The 21,368-nt window shown below is 37.9% G+C and carries 15 protein-coding genes and 1 pseudogene; 9 read left to right on the forward strand and 7 right to left on the reverse strand.

Features of this window, described 5'->3' with window-relative positions; all coding sequences use genetic code 11:
* The first annotated feature begins 18 nt into the window (after nt 1-18).
* The 4 genes and pseudogenes from ABXT71_RS08755 to ABXT71_RS08770 all read left to right on the forward strand — a co-directional run bounded on the left by ABXT71_RS08755 (nt 19) and on the right by ABXT71_RS08770 (nt 3,349).
* Entirely contained in the window at nt 19-1,443 is a 1,425-nt protein-coding gene (locus tag ABXT71_RS08755) for an ATP-dependent DNA helicase (RefSeq protein WP_415370947.1), read from the forward strand.
* Nucleotides 1,444-1,449: 6 nt separating this feature from the next.
* Nucleotides 1,450-2,016 (forward strand): annotated as a pseudogene (locus ABXT71_RS08760) (DUF4126 domain-containing protein).
* A gap of 56 nt (nt 2,017-2,072) precedes the next feature.
* Nucleotides 2,073-2,813, forward strand: coding sequence for a 3-deoxy-manno-octulosonate cytidylyltransferase (gene kdsB / locus ABXT71_RS08765; RefSeq protein ID WP_415370948.1), 741 nt, complete (start codon nt 2,073-2,075; stop codon nt 2,811-2,813).
* Complete coding sequence (locus tag ABXT71_RS08770; RefSeq protein ID WP_415370949.1) at nt 2,813-3,349, forward strand: 1-acyl-sn-glycerol-3-phosphate acyltransferase; 537 nt, start codon at nt 2,813-2,815, stop codon at nt 3,347-3,349. The genes kdsB and ABXT71_RS08770 overlap by 1 nt, the downstream gene beginning before the upstream one ends.
* A gap of 75 nt (nt 3,350-3,424) precedes the next feature.
* Here the strand turns inward: ABXT71_RS08770 and ABXT71_RS08775 are convergent, their stop codons facing one another.
* The 5 genes from ABXT71_RS08775 to gcvT all read right to left on the reverse strand — a co-directional run bounded on the left by ABXT71_RS08775 (nt 3,425) and on the right by gcvT (nt 8,040).
* On the reverse strand, nt 3,425-4,177 hold the full coding sequence (locus tag ABXT71_RS08775; protein WP_415370950.1) for a YebC/PmpR family DNA-binding transcriptional regulator: 753 nt from the start codon (nt 4,175-4,177) through the stop codon (nt 3,425-3,427).
* Between the two features lie 173 nt (nt 4,178-4,350).
* Complete coding sequence (locus ABXT71_RS08780) at nt 4,351-4,632, reverse strand: 4a-hydroxytetrahydrobiopterin dehydratase (protein ID WP_415370951.1); 282 nt, start codon at nt 4,630-4,632, stop codon at nt 4,351-4,353.
* Between the two features lie 252 nt (nt 4,633-4,884).
* On the reverse strand, nt 4,885-5,739 hold the full coding sequence (locus ABXT71_RS08785) for a sugar nucleotide-binding protein (RefSeq protein ID WP_415370952.1): 855 nt from the start codon (nt 5,737-5,739) through the stop codon (nt 4,885-4,887).
* A gap of 10 nt (nt 5,740-5,749) precedes the next feature.
* Nucleotides 5,750-6,661: a glutaminase gene (locus ABXT71_RS08790; RefSeq protein ID WP_415370953.1), complete on the reverse strand. Its 912-nt coding sequence runs from the start codon at nt 6,659-6,661 to the stop codon at nt 5,750-5,752.
* 287 nt (nt 6,662-6,948) lie between these two features.
* Nucleotides 6,949-8,040, reverse strand: a complete 1,092-nt coding sequence (gene gcvT, locus ABXT71_RS08795) for a glycine cleavage system aminomethyltransferase GcvT (RefSeq protein ID WP_415370954.1) — start codon at nt 8,038-8,040, stop codon at nt 6,949-6,951.
* A gap of 516 nt (nt 8,041-8,556) precedes the next feature.
* On the opposite strand from gcvT, the gene ABXT71_RS08800 reads away from it, so the two are divergent.
* Nucleotides 8,557-10,095 (forward strand): NAD(P)H-hydrate dehydratase, encoded by a 1,539-nt coding sequence (locus tag ABXT71_RS08800; protein WP_415370955.1) that lies wholly within the window; start codon nt 8,557-8,559, stop codon nt 10,093-10,095.
* Nucleotides 10,096-10,316: 221 nt separating this feature from the next.
* On the opposite strand, the gene ABXT71_RS08805 is transcribed toward ABXT71_RS08800, so the two are convergent.
* Nucleotides 10,317-11,351 (reverse strand): TlpA family protein disulfide reductase, encoded by a 1,035-nt coding sequence (locus tag ABXT71_RS08805; protein WP_415370956.1) that lies wholly within the window; start codon nt 11,349-11,351, stop codon nt 10,317-10,319.
* Between the two features lie 108 nt (nt 11,352-11,459).
* Between ABXT71_RS08805 and hutH the strand changes: the two genes are divergently transcribed.
* Together hutH and ABXT71_RS08815 are read left to right on the forward strand one after the other, a co-directional pair.
* Nucleotides 11,460-12,968 carry a histidine ammonia-lyase gene (gene hutH, locus ABXT71_RS08810; RefSeq protein WP_415370957.1) on the forward strand — a complete coding sequence of 503 codons (1,509 nt, stop codon included), beginning with the start codon at nt 11,460-11,462 and terminating at the stop codon, nt 12,966-12,968.
* 13 nt (nt 12,969-12,981) lie between these two features.
* Nucleotides 12,982-13,863, forward strand: a complete 882-nt coding sequence (locus ABXT71_RS08815) for a T9SS type A sorting domain-containing protein (protein ID WP_415370958.1) — start codon at nt 12,982-12,984, stop codon at nt 13,861-13,863.
* 837 nt (nt 13,864-14,700) lie between these two features.
* On the opposite strand, the gene ABXT71_RS08820 is transcribed toward ABXT71_RS08815, so the two are convergent.
* Nucleotides 14,701-17,262: an ATP-dependent Clp protease ATP-binding subunit gene (locus ABXT71_RS08820; protein WP_415370959.1), complete on the reverse strand. Its 2,562-nt coding sequence runs from the start codon at nt 17,260-17,262 to the stop codon at nt 14,701-14,703.
* Between the two features lie 264 nt (nt 17,263-17,526).
* Between ABXT71_RS08820 and gyrA the strand changes: the two genes are divergently transcribed.
* A complete protein-coding gene (gene gyrA, locus ABXT71_RS08825) occupies nt 17,527-20,055 on the forward strand; it encodes a DNA gyrase subunit A (protein ID WP_415370960.1) in 2,529 nt (842 codons plus the stop codon).
* 32 nt (nt 20,056-20,087) lie between these two features.
* Entirely contained in the window at nt 20,088-21,344 is a 1,257-nt protein-coding gene (locus ABXT71_RS08830; RefSeq protein WP_415370961.1) for a tetratricopeptide repeat protein, read from the forward strand.
* Nucleotides 21,345-21,368: the final 24 nt, after the last annotated feature.

The following is a 21,368-nucleotide window of genomic DNA, read 5'->3' on the forward strand; positions in this document are numbered from 1 at the left end:
ACCTTGTATTTATACCCTATGAATGTTAGCTCTTTTTACAGCTTATTAAAATCAGACTTCCCGCATAAAACCACCCTAAAACAGGATATTGCACTGCAATTAATGGCTAAGTTTGCTATTGACGAAGACAAGAAAGCCTTGTTTTTGTTAAAAGGATACGCCGGTACAGGTAAAACAACGCTTATAGGGACGTTAGTTAAAAACCTCTGGCAGGCAAAACTATCGCCAGTACTGATGGCACCAACAGGGAGAGCAGCAAAGGTAATCTCTAACTATTCTCAAAAAGAGGCTTTTACAATTCATAGAAAAATATATCAACCTAAAGCCAAAAGTGGTGGTGGAGTGACGTTTTCACTTCAGAAAAATAAACATCGAAATACTATATTCATTGTAGATGAGGCATCTATGATACCAGATGTGAATACGGATGGAAAAATGTTTGATAGCGGCTCGCTTCTCGATGATCTTATACAGTATGTTTATGGCGGGCATAACTGCAAGTTGCTGCTTATAGGTGACACGGCACAATTGCCGCCCATAAAGCTGGATGTAAGCCCTGCATTAGTAGCGCAAACACTTGAAGGGAGATACCAACTTAATGTGCAAGAACTCGAACTCGACGAAGTACTCCGCCAGAAATCTGATAGTGGGATCCTTTTTAATGCTACAGAAATCCGCAAGTGCCTTGATGATGGCGTGTATGAACGTTTTAAATTTGATATTTCTCAATCTACAGATGTCATTCGCCCTGTGGATGGGATGGAAGTGATGGATGCGATAAGCGATAGCTATAATGAGAACAATGATGAAGATGCCGTTTTTATCGTAAGAAGCAACAAGCGGGCAAACCTTTATAATCAGAACATACGTGCAAGAGTACTCTATCAAGATCAAGAGCTAGCTGCCGGTGACCGATTGATGGTGGTGAAGAATAATTATTTCTGGGTTTCTTCAGAAAGTGAAGCTGGCTTTATTGCTAATGGTGATATTATAGAGGTGTTAGAGATTTTTAGATTTATTGATCTATATGGCTTCCGTTTTGCAGAAGTAAAAGTGCAAATGGCAGATTACCCAAGAATGAAGGCTTTTGAAACAGTCTTACTCTTAGATACAATTACTGCAGAAACGCCATCACTTTCATACGAAGACTCAAACAAGTTATATCAAGAAGTGTCAAAGGATTATGCAGATGAAAAGTCAAAATATAAAAAGTTTCAAGCCATAAAAAAGAACCGTTATTTTAATGGGCTGCAGGTAAAATTCTCATACGCTATTACCTGTCATAAGTCACAAGGTGGACAATGGAACACAGTGTTTGTGGAACAACCTTATTTGCCAGGCGGCATTGACAAAGATTACTTGAGGTGGTTATATACTGCGGTCACAAGAGCCAAGGATAAATTATACCTCATTGGTTTTAAGGATGATTTTTTTGTAAATTAATCAGAATTGGAAACACTACACATTATTTCGGGAGTTTGTCTAGGCATTGGTCTAGCTGCGGCTGCAGGGTTTAGCGTATTTTTGCCATTGTTATTTTTAAGCCTTGCAGGTTTTAATGATATAGGCCCACTCAACGAAAGCTGAGAATGGCTAGGCAGTCTCGCAGCAGTCATCGTTCTTGGTATCGCTACAGTGATTGAGATTGCTGGATATTACATTCCTTGGATGGATAATGCGCTAGATACGATTGCAGTACCCTTAGTCACAGCGGCAGGTATGCTCGTTGTAGTCGCAACAGTCTCAGATCTCGACCCTGTAATCACTTGGGTAATGGCTATTATTGCCGGTGGAGGTGCTACCGCTGCCATTTCTGGAACAAGTTCTGCAGTGCGTTTAATGACTACTGCGACTACAGGTGGCTTTGCAAACCCTATAGTGTCTGTCGCCGAAACTGCTACCGCTACCGTTTTTTCTGTACTCGCCATTTTTATTCCAATCGTGGCGGGCATTCTAGTCCTTCTCTTGATTTATTTTGTGACTTGTTTCTATAAAAAGAGGCGCCGAAAAGTATAAATCGAATAAATCCTATTATTTTTACAGCACCTAATTCACTTTCTAAAATTTCAGAAATGAAAATTATTGCTATGATCCCTGCACGTTATGAAGCTTCCCGATTTCCGGCGAAGTTAATGCAGCTTTTGGGCGAAAAAACGGTCATCTTAACCACCTATGAGGCAACAGTTGCTACAGGTCTTTTTAGTGAAGTGTATGTTGTGACAGATAGCGAGCTTATTGCTTCGGAAATTACAAACAATGGCGGTAACGCTATTATGAGTAGGACTCCACACGAATGTGGCAGTGATCGTATTGCAGAAGCTGTTGCAGGTATTGATTGTGACATAGTGCTAAATGTACAGGGTGATGAGCCTTTTACAAATAGAAAAAGCCTGGAGAATTTGCTCGCTGTTTTTAATGGAGCAGATGCGGCTAAAATTGACCTTGCTTCTATAAGAACTTCTATTTCTAAGGAGGAGGACATCAATAATCCTAATTGTGTAAAAGTGGTAACCGGAGCGGACGGCTTTGCAAAATATTTTTCAAGAGCTCCTATTCCTTATAATAGAGCAGAAGATAAAAATGCACACTACTTTAAGCACGTAGGTATTTATGCTTTTAGAAAACAAGCGATTTTAGATTTTGCTAAACTCGAAATGTCACCGCTAGAAGCTGCAGAAAAAATAGAGTGTTTACGTTTTTTAGAAAACGGCCGTCAGATAAAAATGGTTGTTTCTAAAGAGACTACTTTCGGTATAGATACTCCGAAAGATTTAATTAAGGCAAACGACTTCCTAAAAAATAATAAACATTAATGGGCTTTACAAGATTCTTGTATTCAAATATTTTTGGTTGGAAAATTAATGGAGATTTCGATAGATCCATAAAGAAAGCGGTCCTCGTTTGTGCTCCACATACTAGTTATTTTGATTTTATTGTTTCTGTATTAGCGAGACGGATTCTTAAAGTAGAAATCAATTTTGTAGGTAAAAAAGAACTTTTTGTTTGGCCTTTAGGGTGGTATTTTAAATGGATGGGCGGCGCACCATTAAATAGAGGGAAAGCTGAAAATAAAGTAGAAGCGATTGCAAATGTGATTAAAGTTCATAAAGAGTTTAGACTCGCATTAGCACCAGAAGGAACCCGTACCAAAGTTGAAAAATGGAAGTCAGGATACTATTACATTGCGCTAGCAGCTGGCGTTTCAATTATTCCGGTTGGTTTTGACTATCCTTCTAAGACCCTCTTTATAGGGAATGCTTTTTACCCCACAGGAGATATTATGGTGGATGAACCTAAGTTAAAAGAATTTTATAAAGGAATGGTAGGTAAAGTTCCTGAGTGGACATAAAGTGTATCAGATACAAGCAAAAAGGCTGCTCATTTTATAGAGCAGCCTTTTTTGATAATTATTTCTTTTGAACTTTTAATTGTCTGAACTTTCTTCCATAGTGTGATATACATTCTGTACATCATCATCTTCTTCCAGTTTTTCTAATAGCTTCTCAACATCTTCCGACTGTTCTGCTGTAATTTTTTTGGTTACTTGCGGAATTCGCTCAAACCCTGAAGATAGGATTTCAATTTTGTTTTCTTCTAGATACGCCTGGATAGAGCCAAAACTTTCAAAAGGTGCATAGATCATTATCCCATCTTTTTCAGACTCTTCTTCCTTCTCATCATCTCTGTCTTCAAAGATTTCTTCTACACCGTGGTCTATTAATTCTAGTTCTAAATCTTCAAGATCAAGACCTTCTGCTTTTATTCTAAAGTTACAGGTATGATCAAACATAAATACAACAGAACCAGAAGTGCCTAAACTTCCATCTGTCTTGTTAAAGTGTGAACGCACATTTGCAACCGTTCTTGTATTGTTGTCTGTTGCTGTTTCAATTAAGACCGCGATGCCGTGTTGCGCATAGCCTTCAAACAATACTTCTTTATAATCTCCTAAGCTCTTATCACTTGCCTTCTTTATGGCACGTTCTACATTGTCCTTAGGCATATTAACAGACTTGGCATTCTGGATAACCGCACGGAGTCTCGAATTTGAATCTGGGTCGGGTCCTCCTTCTTTAACCGCCATTACAATGTCTTTACCAATGCGCGTAAACGCCTTAGACATTGCTGACCATCGTTTCATTTTCCTTGCTTTCCTAAATTCAAAAGCTCTTCCCATAGTGTGTTTGTTAGTTGTTAGAATTTATTTGCTAACTAAAATTTATTGTCTTGTCAAATATAATAGTACTGTATTATAGTTCAAAATTTTCATGTTCATAGTTTTGGGTTTTAATTGTGAAGTTAATTAAGACATCTTGAAACAAGAAACTGGAAATCCACTGCAAAAAAAACCTACCCAATAAGATCATCAATAATCCCTGCCAAGTCAAAATCTTTATCTGTTACACCATCTGCGTCGTGTGTAGAGAGAAAAATCTCTAGCTTATCGTATACATTAGTCCATTCTGGATGATGGTTAAGACGTTCGGCTTCAAAGGCGATGCGGGTCATTGCGCTAAAAGCTTCTTTAAAATTTTCAAATTCAAAAGTAGTATACAATGCTCCTTCTGAATATCCCCACCCTTCCATTTCTTCAAGGCGTACGTTTATTTGTTCTTCTGTAAGTGCTTTCATAAGTTTTGGTTTTATGCTCTTGGCAACATGCTTAAGCTTTTTGTAAAGTTATAAGAAAGAATTGAGGTGAGGGGTTATTGGGGAAGGAGAATATAAGATTTCATTACATATGGTTCTTGCCTAACTCTCCTTGATTGTTTGCGTCTCGGAAAGGGAAGGTGGATTTTGGGAAATGAATTTGATGAAACAGTACAAATCACAATCCCGAAATACGGAAGGAGTTCTTTACGCAATCACAATTAACAAAAAAATCTAGAGCTTCAAACTAGCAATCTCCTCATTCAGGGTACAATCGTCAATTACCTCCTGCACGGTAATCCTATAATTTTTAGGCAATCTGTTCTCTTTAGGAAGTATCGCCTGATAGCTATCTTCATTTCTGGTAAAGACTTGTTGAAAAATAGGGAATTTCCCGTGTGCCTTTTCACAAATTTCAAAAAAGAGATCTTCGTGGTGTATCACATCTTCGCTGGCAAGGTGAAAGATTCCTGTTTTTAGTTTGTTAATAATATAATGTACTTGTTGTGCTACTTTGTTTGCCGTGGTAATGCTAATGATACGATTAGGGAATACTTCAAAATTAGCTTTGCTTTTTATGGCTTCTCTTAGGTGAATTATTTCTGGAGAATAAGGCCCTAACACTAAGGGTACTCTTAAAATTGCCACTTGATTTGGAATGGTTTTCAACAATAGCTTTTCTGCGGAAATAGTAAATTTTCCGAAGCCTGAATCTGCTGCTGGCGTATCGTTTTCGTAAGAAGGGAATTCAAACTTTGCATCAAATACTTTTGATGACGACATATAAAGTAAACTGCTTTCGGGATGTGAGGCAATGTAAAATGCTATCGCTTCGAGCGCTTTATATTGACTAGTAATATCACCTTCTAAACAGGAAATGATTACAGACGGTTGTACTGCTATTAATATTTCCGAAGTACTGGTTGTAGTAATATCTAGTTGGTAAAAGACTTCGTTTTTTTCTAACTCAGCATCTTCTCCAGCATAGGTGCCATAGGTATCCATAAACTGGCATATTTCGTGATAAATCACGTTGCCAACAAAACTGGTGGCGCCTAGAATAAGGACAGTAGGTTTAGGGTGCTGCATAAATGTATAACTAAAAAATAGACGAATTAGTCTGTGTTGTAAATCGTTCTAGTGCCTGCATCCCATAATAAGAATTTCCTTTTTCATTTAGGCCGGGTGACCAAGTTGTAATCACGTATTGGTTAGGTAATAGTGCCACGATGCCACCGCCCACGCCACTTTTTCCGGGGAGGCCCACCTCAAATGCAAATTCGCCAGCTTCATCATAAAAACCACATGTGAGCATAATAGCGTTAATACGTTTTGCTTGTTTTGGCTTTATACATGTATTGTTCTGCATGCAGACACCTCTGTTTGCAAAGGCAAAAAAGGCGTTTGATAGCTGTTTACAATTCATCGCAATGGAGCATTGATGAAAATAAAAGTCTAATACTTCTTCTATAGGATTATGAAGATTATCAAAAGATTTCAAAAGGTTTGCAATGGCATAATTTCTAAACCCAGTGTCTTTTTCTGAAGCCGCAACCTCATAATCATAATCAATAGTCTGGTCATTCGCGAGGTCTCTCACAAACTGTAAAAAATCTTCTTTTGGGTTTTTGAGTGAGCTTACTAAACAATCTGTCACCACAATAGCACCAGAGTTGATTAATGGATTCCGTGGAATTCCTTTTTCTCTTTCTAATAAAGAAAGGTAGTTAAAAGGATTACCAGAAGGCTCTACATCCATTCGTTCCCATAATGTATCTCCTTGACTCCCAAAAGCCATCGCAAGCGAAAAAACCTTAGAGATGCTCTGTATAGAAAAAGTCACGTCTGCATCACCCGCTTCAAAATTCTCTCCGTTAATGTTATTCAAATAAATACCAAACTGATCCTTATTCACCTTTGCTAACTCTGGGATGTAGTTTGCCACTTCGCTCGTGTTTTTTAGAGCGGATACTTCTTTGTGAATATCTTGAAGGATTTGTTTGTAGTTCATTTATGGGTGATTAGTTAAATGCATAAACGTATAAATGTTCATTAGGGTTTTGTTAATAATTGAAATATGCTCAATTCTTTTGTCAAACTGAGCTTGTCGAAGTGCTGTCTCCAATATCACACTAGTCATTCAAAATGCGAAGTGCAGGAACAGGGTGAAATAAAGCCTTGAAAGTGATAAAAACTAAGTAACTCGATCTGCTATTCTCTTGATTTTATAAAGTCAAATAAAACAAGAAAAGACCAAATTAGCGAAGCTTGTAAAACCTCTGATGAACCCTTTCTTGTTTAACTCTTAGCTTTTTTATAAAATGGCAACTTCACAACAGTAGCAGCCACCGCATTTTTCCTGATTTGAATATGAATCTTAGATCCCACAGATTTAAAAATCACAGGTACATACCCTAATCCAATTCCTGTTCCCATAGAAGGAGACATTGTTCCGCTGGTTACGTTTCCTATTTTGTTTCCGTTACTGTCTACAATGTCGTATCCTTGGCGTGGGATGCCACGCTCGTCAAGCTCAAATGCAACTAAGCATTTTTCTACGCCGCGTTCTTTTTGTTTCTTCAAGTTCTCGCTGTTCACAAACTCCTTTGTAAATTTTGTGATCCAGCCTAAACCTGCCTCTAGTGGCGAAGTGGTATCGTCTATATCATTTCCGTAGAGACAAAACCCCATCTCTAGACGTAAGGTGTCACGCGCCGCCAGCCCTATAGGTTTGATGCCAAAATCTGCGCCTGCTTCCATTACTCTCGTCCATACTTGAGCCACGTCCTCATTCTTGCAGTAGATTTCAAATCCGCCACTGCCGGTGTACCCGGTTGCGCTTATAATCACATTATCAATGCCTGCGAAGTCTGATACTTTAAATGTGTAAAATTTGATCGCCGAGAGATCTTCGCTTGTCAATGACTGCATCGCTTCAATCGCCTTTGGTCCTTGAATTGCTAGTAAAGAAAAGCCTTCACTAATGTTACTTAATTCTGCACCTACGTGATTGTGTTTATTGATCCAATCCCAATCTTTATCTATGTTAGATGCGTTTACAACTAACAACCATTTTTCTTCTTCGAGGCGATAAATAAGAAGGTCATCTACAACGCCGCCGTCTTCATTTGGCAAGCAGGTATACTGTGCTTGACCGTCCACTAATTTTGACGCATCGTTGCTTGTCACGTGCTGGATTAAAGCTAATGCATTTGGTCCCATTACTAAAAACTCTCCCATATGCGATACATCAAAAACGCCTAAATCGGTGCGTACAGTCCCGTGTTCTGCATTAACGCCTTCATATGAAACAGGCATATTATACCCCGCAAACGGAACCATTTTTGCGCCCAGCGCTTTGTGAATTTTAGAGAGTGCAGTTTCTTTCATAGTATCTATATATCGTTATTAAATAGTTTTTAGCTGTCGCGAAAACGTGCTACACGTTCTCTATTAGCTTCTATGACAAAGGTAGGTACTAGCGTGTAACTCGTCCAAATTTTGTTGAGGATTGTTTTTTAAATGTATGACTACATTCTCTACACATCTTTGCGTATTTCATCGGAAAAACTATTTCATAGAGTCGCGCAGAGAAGCAAAGAGATTCACAGCGATATTTGTTAATTATTGAAGATAGCGCTAGATGTTCACTCCTTTAGAAAACTGTGACACGGTCGTGTAATGAAGGGGTGTATTAAGATTCCAAATTCGCTATTAGAAAATACTGCTGCGCTTTCTGTTTATTTAGACAATAGTCTAGGGTATGTGTCTTTTTTAAAACCAACTAAGAAAAAAAGGAGTAGTATGATATGATGCGCAGAATGAAGCAATAATTCATTAAAAGAAGCAAGAGAAGAAAAGGAGAAAACTACAAAATCTACTACCTTTAAAGCTCAAAAATACTTTATGAAAATATTTTCTACAGCGCAACTCTACGAAGCGGATAAAATTACAGCAGAGAAACAAGAAATCTCCTTTAACGAATTAATGGAGCGCGCCGGCACTCAAATTTTCAATTGGTTTCACGAACGCTTACAAGGAGCACCCGTTCCCATCCATGTTTTCTGCGGAATAGGAAACAACGGCGGTGATGGCCTAGTCGTGGCTAGATTGCTCATTGAGAATGGCTATAACGTAAAAACGTATATCGTTAACTATAGCGATAAACGTTCTAAAGATTTCTTGGTTAATTATGACCGTATTAAAAATGTAACTAAAGAGTGGCCTTTGCTAATGACAGCGGAGGAGGACTTTCCAAAAATGACCCCAGATGATATTATACTGGACGCAATGTTTGGGATAGGATGTAACCGTGCGCCAAAAGGATGGGTTAAAAAATTGATACACTATATCAATGCACAACCTTGTTTTAAACTTTCCATAGATGTACCTAGTGGTTTATGTGCCAATGAGCCCTTAGAGGATCCAGAGGCTGTAATACTGGCTAATCATACTCTTACTTTTCAAGCTCCAAAACTTGCATTTTTTCTTCCTGAAACGGGCCGGTTTCCGGGGTATTTTGATGTATTAGATATTGGTCTCGATAAAGAATTCTTAGCAAGTAGCCTTGGTGTTGCGACCATCGTTTCAAAACTAGATGCGCAAAAAATGTATAAGCAAAGAGATAAGTACTCTCATAAAGGTACTTATGGTCATTCATTGATCGTGGCAGGTTCTTACGGTGCTATGGGAGCCGCCATATTGAGTACCAAAGCAGCCTTTAGAATAGGTGCTGGAAAGGTAACCGCTTTTGTGCCAGAATGTGGCTATCAAATTATGCAGTCAACGATCCCCGAGGCTATGGTGATTACGGATAATGAAGATGATATGATTACAGCAATTCAATATGATTTTGAGCCTACGTCCATTGCCGTCGGGATGGGGATAGGCACAGAAAAGGAAACGGTTACAGCTTTAAAAGCCTTGTTTAAAAATACCAATACTCCTATTGTTATTGACGCAGACGCTATTAATTGTATTTCAGAAAATAAAGAGCTGCTCAAACTTGTTCCAAAAAATGCCATATTAACACCACATTTGGGCGAGCTGGAACGTTTAGTTGGGAAGTGGAAAAATGATTACGACAAACTTGAACGCGTTAAAAGTTTTTCTAAGAAGCATGATGTTATCGTTGTGATTAAAGGCGCTAACACCATCACAGTGTTGGGCGATCAATTATATATAAATACCTCAGGAAACCCAGGAATGGCCACCGCTGGAAGTGGTGACGTTCTTAGTGGTGCTATCGCAGGTTTACTATCTCAAGGATATGATCCTTTGATTGCTTCTGTGTTTGGAGTGTATTTACATGGGAGTGCAGGAAATATCGTATCGCAAGCCATTAGTTATGAAGGCACTATGGCAGGCGATATTGCAGCAGCTTTAGGAGAGGCTTATATTGAGTTGTTTAGGAAAGAGGAGCCAGAGATAGAGGCGGTGCAGTAGATTTTAGATGTACTTGTTATGCAAGCTTCATTTATGTGTCCTCTGAGTCTTTGGAAGGGCCAGCACGTTATTTGCGCTATGACTTCGATAAGCTCAGCGTGACAAAATCTTGCGAAAGCTCAAAAAAAAACGAATCGTTTTTTAAGACGTCCAAGTTTGATATAAATAAAAAGTCGTCTAGATGTATATCTAGACGACTTTTTAATCCTTATTATTTCGATCTACAATAAACCGTCAAGCGCTACTCTTATTTTTTCACTACTTGGTCTTGGTGCATTTGAATCTACAATTTTCCCTTCGGTATCGATTAATATAAAACGAGGGATTCCTGTTATTTTATAATCATGTACAAACTGTGACTGCCATCCTTTTGGAGCGTAAATCTGGATCCCACCTAATTGTTTATCACCGACCATTTTTTTCCAATCTATTTTTGCTTGATCCCAAGAACCACCGTGTGATCTGTTATCATCAATAGACATACTTACGAAGGCAATATTTTTCCCTTCATAATCGTGCTCCAGTTTTTTTAAACTAGGAATCTCTGCCTTACATGGCCCACACCAAGTTGCCCAAACATCTACATATACATTTTTTCCTTTTAAATCTGAAAGCGACGTCGTGCCTCCATTATAGTTTTCATAATCCGTCCAGGTAGGAGAAACCATCCCTAATGGTAAATCTCTTTTTAAAGCGATCATCTCACCATAATAACCTTTCATAGACTTCATCAATCCATCAAGACCTTCTTTGTTTAAACGGATAAGCATCGTGTCAATAGCTGTCTTACTATCCATAAAAGAAATTGCCTCTTTTTTCATTGCTGCAATTTTAGTGTCTAACCCAGCTTCGTCAAGATCACCAAAATCATCATCACCAAATAACTTTTGTTCAAACATTGATTTTTCTGCTAAGAAGTTGCTCTGTTCTGAACCATATCCGGAATACTCTACAGACTCATCATACTCGGCGGTATCAATAGTCATATCTAGTTCATACCCGTTTCTTAAGAAAACTGCCGTGCTTTCGTTTGAGTCATCAAAATAATATATTCCTGGTGTTACTTTTAAAGTGTCACTAAAGGTTCCGTCAGCATTAACAAGAATTACTTTACTAAAGCCGCGTTTTGCGATACGAATGGAGTCCGTCTTTTTATTTGTTATTTTGCCTGAGAAGGTAACATAGTCATTCATTTCTTTCTCTTCGTTACACGCTACAATTGCGATTAGACAAAGGAGGATAAATGTTTTTTTCATAGGGTTATTGTTTAAATTGCGAAGCAAAGTTACAACGAATCAAGTCAATTTAAGAGTTTTAGGAAAAACTTAAAAGAATTGTACTTTTACACAATACAAAACTCCCTTATGAGAGAAACCCATTACATCAGTACAGCATTATTAGACCTTGCCATATTAAAGGATATTGTCGAAAATGATAAGGAACTAGAACTTTCTGAAGAGGCGGTAGCTAAAATAAATAAAGCACATGCCTACCTGCAGAAAAAAATAAAAGAAAGTGACACACCTATTTATGGTATAAATACGGGCTTTGGTTCGCTGTGTGATGTAGAGATTTCCGAAGAAAATTTATCTCAATTGCAGGAAAATCTAGTAATGTCTCACGCTTGTGGGACTGGAGAATTTGTTCCAAAAAATATTGTAAAATTAATGTTACTGCTCAAGATTCAATCGTTGAGTTATGGGCATAGTGGCGTACAATTAATAACAGTACAACGTCTTGTCGACTTTTATAATAATGATGTTTTACCGGTTATTTATAATCAGGGAAGTCTTGGTGCTTCGGGAGATTTAGCCCCTTTAGCGCATTTAGCTTTGCCTCTTTTAGGAATGGGAGAAGTATATGATGGTGATGCGATGGTGGCTTCTGAAATAGTCTTAAAAAAACACAATTGGGAACCCATTACACTAATGGCAAAGGAAGGCCTAGCACTATTAAATGGTACTCAGTTTATGAGTGCTTACGGAGTGCATTGCCTTCTTAAAAGTTACAAACTTTCTTATCTAGCAGATGTCATTGGGGCACTTTCTGTAGATGCCTTTGATTGTAATATGAGTCCTTTTAATGCATTGGTTCATCTAGTAAGGCCGCATCGCGGACAGGTAAAAACTGCAGAAAATATTATAGAAATATTAACCGATAGTGAGATAGGCGCGTCTGTAAATAAAAAAGTGCAAGACCCTTATTCTTTTAGATGTATTCCGCAAGTACATGGAGCGTCTAAAGACACCTTACATTTTGTTCATAAAACGGTAAAGACTGAAATTAATAGTGTTACTGATAACCCAAATATTTTTGTGGGAGAAGATTTAATCATTTCCGGTGGAAATTTTCACGGCCAACCACTTGCGCTAGCCTTTGATTATTTGGGCATCGCAATGGCAGAATTGGGGAATATTTCAGAAAGAAGAACCTACCAGCTCGTTTCTGGATTAAGAGACTTACCTGCATTCTTGGTCAAAAATCCTGGTTTGAATAGTGGGTTTATGATCCCGCAATATACGGCGGCAAGTATTGTGAGTCAAAACAAACAACTCTGCACACCGGCTTCTGTAGATTCTATTGTATCATCTAACGGGCAAGAAGATCACGTAAGTATGGGGGCTAATGGCGCCACTAAGTTGTTGCGGATTGTCGATAATATTGAAACGATTCTAGCTATAGAATTAATGAACGCATCCCAGGCGATTGAGTTTAGAAGACCTAAGAAGACTTCACCTTTATTAGAATCATTATTAGAATCGTATAGAAGCACCGTCCCTTTTGTGAAAGAAGATAGATTGCTGGCAAACGACATTCATGCATCTGTTGCGTTTTTACAAAGTTTTGCGATCGATGGTGATTTGTTATTTTAAAAATGATCACTATATGAAATATATCATATTATTTTTTTGTTCCATTGCAGTCAATCCGGTGATAAGTCAGGATTATACCCCGATGCTTGCAGGAACAAACGAATGGCATCTAACCTATTGCTTTGAAGGCGATTGCAGTGAGGATGTTTATTATACAGATGGGGAGACGGAGATGCAAGGAAACGTCTACAAGGTACTGGATGGCTATCATTATATCTCAAGAGAGTTTTTATTAAGAGAGGAGTTGGAGGCGAAACAAGTGTATCTAGCAACCATTTTTGGGGGTGTATTTAGAGAGTATTTACTTTATGATTTTTCATTAGTGATAGGAGATGAATTTCAAATGACTAACCCTATCACACCTTTTCCTGAAGATGGAGGCATCTTTACGTTGGATGACATTCAAATGATAGCTCTTGCTGATGGTAATTTATATAAACATTATTATTTTTCACCATCCTTGGGAAATACAGCAAGTACTTGGAATGCAATATGGGTGGAGGGTTTAGGTTCTTTGTCACTACCAAATGCCCCAGGAGGTGATCCCTCTGCCACGAGCGCGGGCCGCGTAAGTTGTTCCTTTAGGGATGGTGCGGTTTTTTATTCAGATTTTGAACTGGTGGAAGATTGTTCGCCAACGGTGCTTGCTATCGCTAGCCAAAATAGTAAACGTGAATTAACGGTTATTACTACACAAGAAACAATTACAATCAAGAGCCATCAAGCTATATTGGATTATATGTTATTTGACACCTCTGGTAAAGTAGTTGCAAGTAATAATGTGAATCGAGTGTATGAAACTAGTTTGGAATCAACTTCATTAAGAAAAGGGATATACTTTTTAAAAATCAATTGCGATACCTTTAGAACGATGGAGAAAGTTTTTATTCGATAATATCACTTGGCACATCCTTCACAAACAATGGTTTGCGGGATTCATAATATGCTACCCAGGGGAATAGATTGGTCACACTTTATACACTTACCAAAATCTATATTGTCGAATTTTGTGAGTGCCATTTTGAGGCTCTTTAGTTCAGATTTTATTAGTAAGTGCTCTTTGACCGTTTTGTTATTTAGGGCGTCTATTCTCGATATGCGAACGATGGCATTTTCTGAAGCAGTTGGTTTTTTGAGTTCTTGTTAGTGCAATACGAATACTTGGGTAGTACTAATCTCTTCTTCGATGCGCACTTTTATTTGTCATTCTTAAATTCATCAAAAATAAATGCTTTGCAAAACTCAAGGGCGTAGTGATGTACAAGACTCATAAGATGGTCATTTGGTTGTAAATAAAAATACCACATATTTTTTTAAATACGTGGTATTGAATATATTATACTTTTGTCTAAGTATTACTTCTGATTTCCTCATTTTTAGCCGGCATAATTTTAACAAAGAAATAAATAACATTGCCTATTCCGCTGTCAAGTAAAAGAATTCAAATCCACATCCATCTATTTTTTTCTGTAAATTTCTTATTATTCACTGCGTGTACAAAGTCCTAAATAATAATAGCTATTCCAGAGAGTACTGCAACAAGTAGGCTTGCAAATATAAAAGCAAACACACAGAAAAACGTATTCATATTTTCTGGTTCAGGGCCTACTAGTGCTGCTGACCTTGTGATATTAAAAAACATGGCAGAGGAAAATACAAAATACCCTGTAAAACTGAGTATCGGCAAAAAGTTAAAAAATCCAATCCAGAACTTTTTAGTTTTTCACATCGTTTAAGATTCTGTAGCTTTCTTACTTTTCTTAATCTTTATAGAAAGCTCTTCCGTCTTCGCATCAAGATCCATTGTAATCGTGTCACCCTCTTGTAAATTAGAATTGATGATCTCTTCCGCTAAGCTATCTTCTATGTATTTCTGGATGGCACGTTTTAACGGTCGCGCACCATATTCTTTGTCAAAGCCTTTATCTGCGATATAATCTTTCGCTTTTTCAGTCAACTTAAGTGTATAGCCTAAATCGCTAATACGAGCTAATAACTTGTCAAGTTCGATATCGATAATCTTGTGAATATCTTCCCGTTCTAGTGCGTTAAACACCATGACATCATCTACACGGTTTAAGAATTCTGGCGCAAATGCTTTTTTCAAGGCTTGCTCAATAATAGACTTGGCATTAGAATCTGCCTGACTCATCTTTGCTGAAGTTCCAAAACCAACTCCTTGACCAAAATCTTTCAATTTACGAGCCCCAATGTTTGAGGTCATTATGATGATGGTGTTTCTAAAATCAATTGTACGACCTAAACTATCTGTAATATGCCCATCATCTAAAACTTGTAGAAGAATATTAAATACATCTGGATGTGCTTTTTCTATTTCATCAAGTAAAACAACGGCATAGGGCTTACGTCGTATTTTTTCTGTAAGCTGTCCTCCTTCTTCATAGCCTACATATCCCGGAGGCGCTCCCACAAGTCTAGAGATTGAAAACTTCTCCATATACTCACTCATGTCAATACGCACAAGTGCGGTGTCACTATCAAATAATTGCTGTGCCAGTACTTTTGCTAATTGCGTTTTACCTACACCAGTCTGTCCTAAAAATATAAATGACCCTATAGGCTTATTTGGGTCTTTAAGACCCGCACGGTTACGTTGTATGGCTTTAGTTACCTTTTCTACTGCTTCATCTTGTCCTATTACTTTTCCTTTGATCAGGGCTGGGAGTTGTGATAATTTATTGCTTTCCGTTTGCGCGATGCGATTTACGGGAATCCCTGTCATCATCGATACTACTTCTGCAACTTCTTCTTCTCCTACTTCCTCGCGATGCAGTTTAGATTCTTCTTCCCATCGTTCCTGTTCAATAGCAAGTTCTTTTTCTAAATTTTTCTCGTCATCTCGAAGCTTTGCAGCTTCCTCATATTTTTGTTTTTTAACCACAGAATTTTTACGCTCTCGCACCGCTTCAAGTTCAGCCTCCAATTTTAATATTTTATCAGGAACATTAATATTGATAATATGTACTCGAGAGCCAGCTTCATCTAAAGCGTCAATTGCTTTGTCAGGTAAAAACCGTTCTGTCATATAACGATTGGTAAGTTTTACACAGGCTTCTAATGCAGCATCTGTATATGTTACATTGTGGTGTTCTTCGTATTTGTCTTTTATGTTATTTAAAATTTCAATAGTCTCTTCAACGGTAGTAGGCTCTACTAATACCTTCTGAAATCTTCTTTCTAGAGCACCGTCTTTTTCAATATACTGTCGGTATTCGTCAAGTGTGGTGGCGCCAATACATTGTATTTCGCCTCTCGCTAAAGCCGGCTTAAACATGTTTGAAGCATCTAGAGAACCCGTCGCACCTCCTGCTCCAACAATAGTGTGAATTTCATCAATGAATAAAATGATATCATCATTTTTCTCTAGCTCATTCATTACAGCTTTCATGCGTTCTTCAAACTGCCCACGGTATTTAGTTCCGGCAACAATACTTGCAAGATCTAATGTCACCACACGCTTGTCATAAAGAATTCTAGAAACCTTACGTTGTACAATTCGCAATGCAAGACCTTCTGCAATAGCAGATTTACCTACACCGGGTTCTCCTAGTAAAAGTGGATTGTTTTTCTTTCTCCTACTTAATATCTGAGAGACACGTTGTATTTCTTTTTCACGACCTACTACGGGGTCTAATTTCCCTTCATCTGCCATGGCTGTTAAATCTCTTCCGAAATTATCTAAGACAGGAGTTTTTGATTTTTTATTTGTTTTTGGTGCACTTGCGGCGCCTCCAAAAATATTTTCGTTTTCATTTTCTTCATTACCGCTATTCTCATCATCGTTTGGGAATGATTCTGATTTTGGGCTTTCTAAATATTCTTCGTCGTTTGCCATCATTAATTTAAATTGATCTTTTACGCCATCATAATCTACTTTCATTTTGTTCAGCAGTTTTGTGGTTGGATCGTTTTCGTTTCGTAAAATACAAAGCAGTAAATGTGCCGTGTTAATAGACGTGCTCTGAAATAATTTTGCTTCCAGAAAAGTCGTTTTTAAAGCACGTTCTGCTTGTCTTGTTAAGTGTAAGTTCTTTTTGTCGTTTGCAGCCAAACCTAAAGTAGGATTTGCCGGACTGAGAATTTCCACCTTTCGTCGTAAGTGACTAAGGTCTATTTCTAGTGCGTTTAAAATAGTAACAGCCTTGCCGTCACCATCGCGTAATAAGCCGAGCATCAAATGCTCAGTCCCAATAAAATCGTGGCCTAAGCGCAGTGCTTCTTCTTTGCTAAATGCAATTACATCTTTTACTCTTGGGGAAAAATTATCATCCATAGCTGTTGTATTCCTTTCGTCTAAAAATAGTAAATATTACCCTATAAAGACAATAACTATGCCCTCTTATAAAGCTAGGAAGTAAAGTGACAAAAAAAAGCACAATATACAAAGGGTAGTGCTTCATAGTTATTAACTAAAAGGCAATGGTTTTTTGTTAATAAAATCGTTGAAAACTGACATATAAACCCCTTCGTGTGCCCACGAATTACTGTATATTGCTTCTTTGTTAGAGCAACTTAAAAAATTAAACAAAATTAGAATATGGCTGACGGTGAAAAAGTGATTTCGATTAACATTGAAGATGAAATGAAGTCTGCATACATCGATTACTCGATGTCTGTAATTGTGTCACGTGCTTTACCGGATGTGCGTGATGGGATGAAACCCGTTCATAGACGTGTTTTGTTTGGAATGCATGAGCTAGGAATTAGAGCAACTGGATCACATAAGAAATCTGCTAGAATTGTTGGAGAGGTTCTCGGTAAGTATCACCCGCACGGTGATACTTCTGTATATGATGCGATGGTGCGTATGGCTCAAGAATGGAGTTTACGCTATATGTTGGTTGATGGGCAAGGTAACTTTGGTTCTATTGACGGCGATAGTCCGGCCGCAATGCGTTATACTGAAGCTAGAATGCAGCGCATTTCAGAAGACATGCTTGCAGATATCGACAAGGATACTGTAGACCACCAATTAAATTTTGATGATACACTTTTAGAGCCTAAAGTGCTTCCTACACGTATTCCTGGACTGTTGATTAATGGAGCGTCTGGTATTGCAGTTGGTATGGCGACAAATATGCCACCACATAACCTGACAGAAGTTGTAAACGGAATACTAGCTTATATTGATGATGCTGATATTACAATAGATGGGTTAATGGAGCACGTGAAGGCACCAGATTTTCCTACGGGAGGAACCATTTACGGCTATGACGGTGTAAAGGATGCTTTTCACACAGGTCGAGGACGTGTTGTTTTAAGAGCCAAAGCAAGTTTTGAAGAAGTACAGGGACGTGAGTGTATTATTGTTACGGAAATACCATATCAAGTCAATAAGGCAGATATGATTAAGAAAACTGCCGATCTTGTAAACGACAAAAAAATAGAAGGAATTTCTAACATCCGTGATGAATCTGATAGAAACGGAATGCGAATCGTTTACATCTTGAAGCGTGATGCGATTCCAAATATAGTGTTAAACACTTTATATAAATACACAGCATTACAGTCTAGTTTTAGTGTGAATAATATCGCGCTAGTAAAAGGACGCCCACAGATGTTGAATCTAAAACAACTCATTCATTATTTTGTTGAGCACCGTCACGAGGTAGTTGTGAGGCGTACGGAATATTTATTACGTAAAGCAAATGAGCGTGCACATATTCTAGAAGGATTGATTATTGTGTTAGATAATATTGATGAGGTGATTCGCTTGATACGGGCCTCTGCAAATGCCGATGAAGCAAGAAGCGCATTAATGGAAGCTTTTAAACTTTCAGAAATACAATCAAAGGCTATTGTTGAAATGCGCCTGCGTCAACTAACAGGTCTGGAGCAAGACAAATTGCGCTCTGAGTATGATGAACTAATGAAGACGATTGCTGATTATCAGGATATCCTAGCAAATAAAGAGCGTAGAATGGATATTATTAAGGAAGAGCTTGCTGAGGTACAAAGGAAGTATGGTGATGACCGTCGTTCTATTATTGAATACGCTGGAGGAGATGTAAGTATCACAGACCTTATTCCAGATGAGCAAGTAGTGCTAACTATTTCTCACGCTGGTTATATTAAAAGAACATCGCTTACAGAATATAAAACACAGAATAGAGGAGGCGTAGGGCAAAAAGCATCTGCCACTCGTAACGAAGATTTCTTAGAACATTTATTTGTTGGGACAAATCACCAGTATATGTTATTCTTCACTCAGAAGGGTAAATGTTTCTGGATGCGTGTATTTGAAATACCTGAGGGAAGTAAAACTTCTAAAGGTCGTGCGATACAAAACTTAATAAACATTGAGCCAGATGATAAGGTAATGGCATTTATTTGTACGCAAGATCTAAAAGATGAAGAGTATGTGAATAGTCGTTATGTGATTATGGCGACGAAGCAAGGGCAAGTAAAGAAAACTCCTTTAGAGCAGTATTCTCGTCCTAGAACAAATGGTATTAATGCTATTACTATTAAAGAAGGTGATGAGTTATTAGAAGCAAAATTAACCAGAGGTGATAGCCAAGTCATGCTAGCCGTTAAAAGTGGAAAAGCCATTCGTTTTGAAGAAAGCAAAACGAGACCAATGGGGCGTAATGCTTCTGGGGTACGAGGTATTAGATTAGCAGATGAAAAAGATGAGGTTGTAGGTATGATTGCCATCAATGATCTTGAGTCAGAAATCTTAGTGGTGTCAGACAAGGGTTATGGTAAACGTTCTAGTATTGAGGACTATAGGATTACAAATCGTGGTGGGAAAGGAGTTAAAACTATTAATGTTACAGAGAAAACTGGTAAATTAGTAGCTATAAAAAATGTAGTTGATAGTGATGATTTAATGATTATCAATAAATCTGGAATCGCTATTCGTATGGATGTATCTAGCTTACGCGTAATGGGTCGCGCGACGCAAGGGGTGCGATTGATTAAAGTAAGAGAAGATGATTCTATTGCAGCGGTAGCAAAAGTGATGAAAGATGAGGATGAAGGTATAGAGGTAGATGCAGAAGGCGTTGCTATAGAGGTTGCTGATGTTGATGGCACAGCTCTTGATACTAAAGAAGAAGAATAAACAAACACTAACAAATAATTAAACCCTAAGAAATGAAGAATGTTATATTAACAGCTGGAATAATAATGATTACCGCTGTATCCTTTGGACAAAAAAAGGAAATTAAGAAAGCAGGAAAAGCAATAAAATCTGCAGATTATGTAGAAGCCATGGCGCAGTTAAGTGTTGCCGAAGCTTTGCTGGATGGTGTAAATAATGATATGAAAGCAGACTTTTTTGCCCTGAAGGCACTCGCTTTGACAAAAAGTGCTAACAATAATCTTGATAAGATGAAAATGGCTGCCGAAGCTTATGCTCAGTCGATTGAGGCTGCGGGTATGGTGTCAAACGAACTAGCAGAAGGAATTACAGAACTTAGAACTAGTCTTATTAACTCTGCGGTTGAAGATCAAAATGCAAATAAGCATGTATCGGCGGCAGATAAACTATACACAAGTTACTCTATAACTAAAAATGACACTAGTGATCTTTACTTTGCGGCGAGTAGCGCAGTGAATGGGCAGGATTATCCAACGGCTCTTAAGTATTACAAGATGTTGTTAGATATGGGATACAAGGGCAATGTAACTTCTTATGTTGCAACGAATATAGAGACAGGTGAGGTGGAAAAATTTGGCACTAAAAACGAACGTGACTTAATGGTGAAGGCTAAACAGTTTATTAAGCCAGAAACTAAAATGGAAGAATCTAAGCAAGCTGAAATATTACGTAATATGACGCTTATATACATAGACTTAGACCAGACTGATAAGGCAAAAGCACTATTGACAAAAGCGAGAGCAGAAAATCCTGATGATACTTCTTTGATGAGAGCAGAGGCTAATATGGCCTACAAATTAAATGACCTAGCGGAGTACAATCGTTTAATGGAGATAGTAGTTGCTTCAGATCCAGATAATCCTGAATTATATTTTAATCTAGGAGTTGGAGCATCAGGAATGGGTGAAGAAGAAAAGGCGCTTAATTATTATGAAAGAGCACTTGCATTAAGACCTGACTATAGAGAAGCTTTAATAAATTTTGCAATTCTGAAACTTTCAGCAGAAAAAACGATTGTGGAAGAAATGAATGGCCTAGGTAATTCTCGTGCAGACAACGCACGCTATGATGAATTAAAAGATATGCGAAATGTAATGTATGAAGAAGCAGTGCCATTTTTAGAAAAGGCAATTGCAGTAGACGCTGACGAAAACAGTACAGAGTTAATGAAAACATTAATGTCTATATATAGTCAAATAGGTGAAACTGAAAAGTACAAAGCGTTAAAAGCAAAAGTGGACGGGATGTAATCCTTCCCAATTTAAACCCCACAA

The sequence above is a fragment of the Patiriisocius sp. Uisw_047 genome, from assembly GCF_047730165.1.
GTDB lineage: Bacteria > Bacteroidota > Bacteroidia > Flavobacteriales > Flavobacteriaceae > Patiriisocius.

Excerpts from the sequence above, each read along its gene's own strand:
- ABXT71_RS08755 (WP_415370947.1), top strand. The coding sequence starts at position 19 with ATGAATGTTAGCTCTTTTTACAGCTTATTAAAATCAGACTTCCCGCAT.
- gcvT (WP_415370954.1), bottom strand. The coding sequence starts at position 8,040 with ATGAAAGAAACTGCACTCTCTAAAATTCACAAAGCGCTGGGCGCAAAA.
- ABXT71_RS08830 (WP_415370961.1), top strand. The coding sequence starts at position 20,088 with ATGAAGAATGTTATATTAACAGCTGGAATAATAATGATTACCGCTGTA.
- ABXT71_RS08820 (WP_415370959.1), bottom strand. The coding sequence starts at position 17,262 with ATGGATGATAATTTTTCCCCAAGAGTAAAAGATGTAATTGCATTTAGC.
- gyrA (WP_415370960.1), top strand. The coding sequence starts at position 17,527 with ATGGCTGACGGTGAAAAAGTGATTTCGATTAACATTGAAGATGAAATG.
- ABXT71_RS08800 (WP_415370955.1), top strand. The coding sequence starts at position 8,557 with ATGAAAATATTTTCTACAGCGCAACTCTACGAAGCGGATAAAATTACA.
- ABXT71_RS08790 (WP_415370953.1), bottom strand. The coding sequence starts at position 6,661 with ATGAACTACAAACAAATCCTTCAAGATATTCACAAAGAAGTATCCGCT.
- ABXT71_RS08815 (WP_415370958.1), top strand. The coding sequence starts at position 12,982 with ATGAAATATATCATATTATTTTTTTGTTCCATTGCAGTCAATCCGGTG.
- ABXT71_RS08775 (WP_415370950.1), bottom strand. The coding sequence starts at position 4,177 with ATGGGAAGAGCTTTTGAATTTAGGAAAGCAAGGAAAATGAAACGATGG.
- ABXT71_RS08785 (WP_415370952.1), bottom strand. The coding sequence starts at position 5,739 with ATGCAGCACCCTAAACCTACTGTCCTTATTCTAGGCGCCACCAGTTTT.
- ABXT71_RS08805 (WP_415370956.1), bottom strand. The coding sequence starts at position 11,351 with ATGAAAAAAACATTTATCCTCCTTTGTCTAATCGCAATTGTAGCGTGT.
- hutH (WP_415370957.1), top strand. The coding sequence starts at position 11,460 with ATGAGAGAAACCCATTACATCAGTACAGCATTATTAGACCTTGCCATA.
- ABXT71_RS08780 (WP_415370951.1), bottom strand. The coding sequence starts at position 4,632 with ATGAAAGCACTTACAGAAGAACAAATAAACGTACGCCTTGAAGAAATG.
- kdsB (WP_415370948.1), top strand. The coding sequence starts at position 2,073 with ATGAAAATTATTGCTATGATCCCTGCACGTTATGAAGCTTCCCGATTT.
- ABXT71_RS08770 (WP_415370949.1), top strand. The coding sequence starts at position 2,813 with ATGGGCTTTACAAGATTCTTGTATTCAAATATTTTTGGTTGGAAAATT.